Origin of the sequence: Thalassobaculum litoreum DSM 18839 (assembly GCF_900102465.1) — a bacterium.
GTDB lineage: Bacteria > Pseudomonadota > Alphaproteobacteria > Thalassobaculales > Thalassobaculaceae > Thalassobaculum > Thalassobaculum litoreum.
In genome coordinates, this window is the sequence record NZ_FNBW01000042.1 from 1 (window position 1) to 2,868 (window position 2,868).

The 2,868-nt window shown below is 58.6% G+C and carries 3 protein-coding genes and 1 pseudogene; all 4 read right to left on the reverse strand.

The features are described 5' to 3' along the window. Positions 1–339 (reverse strand): c-type cytochrome (locus BLS34_RS25080; RefSeq protein WP_139189498.1); only part of this gene is annotated, 339 nt, incomplete at its 3' end. Positions 340–1,213: 874 nt separating this feature from the next. Further along, positions 1,214–1,561, reverse strand: a complete 348-nt coding sequence (locus BLS34_RS25090) for a hypothetical protein (protein WP_093154845.1) — start codon at positions 1,559–1,561, stop codon at positions 1,214–1,216. Between the two features lie 282 nt (positions 1,562–1,843). Continuing rightward, complete coding sequence (locus tag BLS34_RS25095) at positions 1,844–2,389, reverse strand: YaeQ family protein (protein ID WP_093154847.1); 546 nt, start codon at positions 2,387–2,389, stop codon at positions 1,844–1,846. Positions 2,390–2,472: 83 nt separating this feature from the next. Then, positions 2,473–2,748 (reverse strand): annotated as a pseudogene (locus BLS34_RS25100) (integrase core domain-containing protein); the annotation flags it as partial. Between the last annotated feature and the right edge of the window lie 120 nt (positions 2,749–2,868).

Sequence of the window (2,868 nt, forward strand, 5' to 3'; positions counted from 1 at the left end):
GGAGAGCTGATCCGACAGGGCACTGAACCGGTCCCAATCGCTCCAGATCGCCGGCAGCGCCTCCGACGGGTGGTCGAGGCTGTCCTTGGGAAAGAGCCTGGTCAGCGCCTCGCCGCCATGGCTTTCGATGGTGGCGGCCAGCGACCGGACCCGTTCGGCACCGTAATCCTGCTGACCCCGCATCATCGCGGTCAGTTCCTTCATGGCGTCGCCGAGCGCTTCCATGGATTCCATGCGCTCCTTCACCACGCCAGTGGCGTCGCCATGGGCGATCGCGGTGGTTGCACCGGCTCCGATCGCAGCCGCCATCGCGACCGCGGCAATCATCTTGCGTTTCATCGTCAAACTCCGTTCGTCGTCGGATCGTTACAGGATCAGTCGAGGGTGACGCGGAGTGTGCCGGTTGGAGGAGGGCAGGGAGGGGTACGCGCGATGTCCCGGGCGGGCTTCATCCCCATGGGGAGCAACGGCCGACCCGCCTTCCGGAGGTGCAGAGGCGTGGTCTGTCTGGGCACCTCGAGACCCGCGAGCGAGCATCCGCCGCCCAGTCCGGCCAGCGACGTCCGGGTTGCCAGGCCCGGCCCGTCCGTGCCGGTGTCTGCCGCCACCGCGGCGCCGGCCGCCAAGGCCTGTTTTGCAGGCGCGCTCGAATGCAGCGGATGTGCTTCGGCGGCGGATGGAGCCAGCAGGAGCGTGGCCAGGCCGATCAAGAGGGACACCAGCAGACCGGCGGTTCTCACGGGGCGTGGACCTGTCGGGGTGAAGTTCCTCGGCGCTCGCATGGGTCCAACCTCAATGGCTTGGTGCGGGGGAGACCATATCGCGGTTGGCGCTTTATTGGGAGCCCTTGGCCTGTAGGCAGTTCAACCGCCCGGTCTCCTGAGTCCATCAGCGCTCCATCAACAGCGATTTTCTGGTCTGAGTGAAGTCACCAGCCGTGATCGTCTAGAACAATAATCCCACCTGATGGAAGTCTGGGGTGGGTCTCCGCTATAGCCCTGGCCCTCCTCGGTCCTCCGTTTTCACAAATATGGCGGTGGGCCAATTCAGTGGGGGAAGATCGGCAATCCAGACGGTATGATCCTTCGTTGAAACCGAGTTCGGACCCGCGATGCCGGTTCCCGCCGACGGTTATCCAGCATGCCGTCTGGTCGTGCCTCTGTTTCAATTTATCGTTATGAAAACCGAGCCCCTTATAAAGGGAACGAGGCCTTCACCGGCTTTCAAGCGTTTCATTTTCGAGCGTCGGCAAAGGAGTTTGCAGGAAGGCACGGCGCCCGTCGGTGTGGAACGCTTGTGCTATCTGCGGCGCAACGCTCTCAAGATAGAACTTGTTTAACGTTCCCGACCGGAACCGCTTGTACTGCGTCCAGTAGATGTCGTCGGTGAGACCAAACACCCCCGTGTCCTCAGTTCCGTCCGAAAACGTCATCCGACAAACGCCGTCTTGCCCATAATGCGCGGTCGCAATATGAGCGCGGCTTTCTGGGTCGTAACAATTCAGGGTTTTCCCGAACAAAAATTCCCGAAGTTCATTTGGCTTCAAGCGCGCCACGATCATGCCCTTCCCCTGTCGATTGGTCCGATTTGAATATTAGTGCATAGGCGGTTGGTGTAGATCTTATCTTTGGTCCAGGCATTGACCAAGCTCGTTACTAGGGGCGAGGCCCTCATCACTGGGGGCAAGGCCCTCATCCCACAGTTTTTTCAATCTCGATTGTCGTCTGACTGCCCGAGAGCATGCCAATCTGCGCTACGGCGCAGTTCTCTCGGTTCGCACATTGAGACTGAGATGGGGTTCACTGACCAGCTCAAGTCCGGCTTTGCGGTGAGCCCGGGTGAATTATGCAGCACTCTTCCATTTGAGCGGGGTCATGTAGACGATGCGATCACCTAAACTAACCATTACATCGCCATCCTGAATATTGATCTGGAGCCTCATCGTGCGGCTTGCCAGTTTTGCCAGTTCGCCTGTGTCTTTCTCGGAAAAATTTACCACTTGAAGGTTGTCAAAACGGTTGGTGCTTTTTTTGATCTTGTCCCACCAGATCTCGGCCGTCCTGCCGCCATAAGGATAGACAATCACCTTGCCGGCCTTGCCACAGGATTGACGCATCACCTTCTCGCTCGGAAGCCCTAGGGCCACCCACACATCAAGCGCGCCGTTCAAGCTTTTCTGCCAAATGTCGGGCTCGTCATCCGTTGACAGTCCCTTTGTCATTTCCAAATTTTCATGGGCATTTAGCGCAAAGGCGACAATGCGCACCATCATCCGTTCATCCGTCTCAGACGGATGTTTTGCCACGGTCAATTTATGGGTCTCGTAATAGTGACGATCCATGTCCGAGACCGAAAGCTCAACTTTGTAGATGGTGGCATTCTGCGCCATGACTTGTCCCAAAACTGCGAAGATTGCGATGCTTACAGGGGCTGTGAGCTACTCCCCAGAAGTTGGACGGTTTTCCAGGTAACTTAAGCTACAGCCGTGGGTCGCTGATCGGGTTGCTCCAGGTTTCGATGTTGCCAGTAAACGGCGTCGGGTGTTCGCCCGGCAAGGGCGGTGTGGGGGCGACGCTGGTTATAGAAGTCGATCCAGGCGCCGATCCCGCGACGAGCCTGACTTACTCCGCTCCAGGCGTGCAGTTAAGCCCTTTCGTATTTGAGCGAGCGGCAGGGGCGCTCGACGAAGATGTTGTCGAGGAACCGGCCCTTGCGGTCCATGGAGATCCGCACGCCGGCCTGCCGCAGGGTGTTGGTCCTGGCCCAGGCGGTTAACTGATGGAGTGGATGCCCCTCCCGACGGATCGCAATGTGCCAAAGTGGCGGTTGCAGAAAACGAACAAGGGGAGAAGGAGATCATGGAAAAAG